Annotated in this window: 1 other RNA gene; it reads left to right on the top strand. The window is 58.2% G+C overall.

Annotation, left to right across the window (positions count from 1 at the left end):
- Positions 1-323: RNase P RNA component class A (gene rnpB, locus QZH66_RS18925), an RNA gene on the top strand; the annotation flags it as partial.

Consider the following 323-nt stretch of genomic DNA (forward strand, 5'->3'; position numbering starts at 1 on the left):
ACAGTCGCTGCCCTCTATGAAAATTAGGGGGGGGAGGAAAGTCCGGGCTCCATAGGGCGAAGTGCCAGGTAATGCCTGGGAGGCGTGAGCCTACGGAAAGTGCCACAGAAAATAACCGCCTAAGCGCTTCGGCGCCGGTAAGGGTGAAAAGGTGCGGTAAGAGCGCACCGCACGTCTGGCAACAGTTCGTGGCTAGGTAAACCCCACTTGGAGCAAGACCAAATAGGGTCCCAAGGCGTGGCCCGCGCTGGGACCGGGTAGGTTGCTAAAGGTGTCCAGTGATGGCCATCGTAGACGAATGACTGTTCAAGACAGAACCCGGC

This window comes from Stenotrophomonas sp. YIM B06876 (assembly GCF_030711595.1).
In the GTDB taxonomy this organism is placed as follows: Bacteria; Pseudomonadota; Gammaproteobacteria; order Xanthomonadales; family Xanthomonadaceae; genus Stenotrophomonas.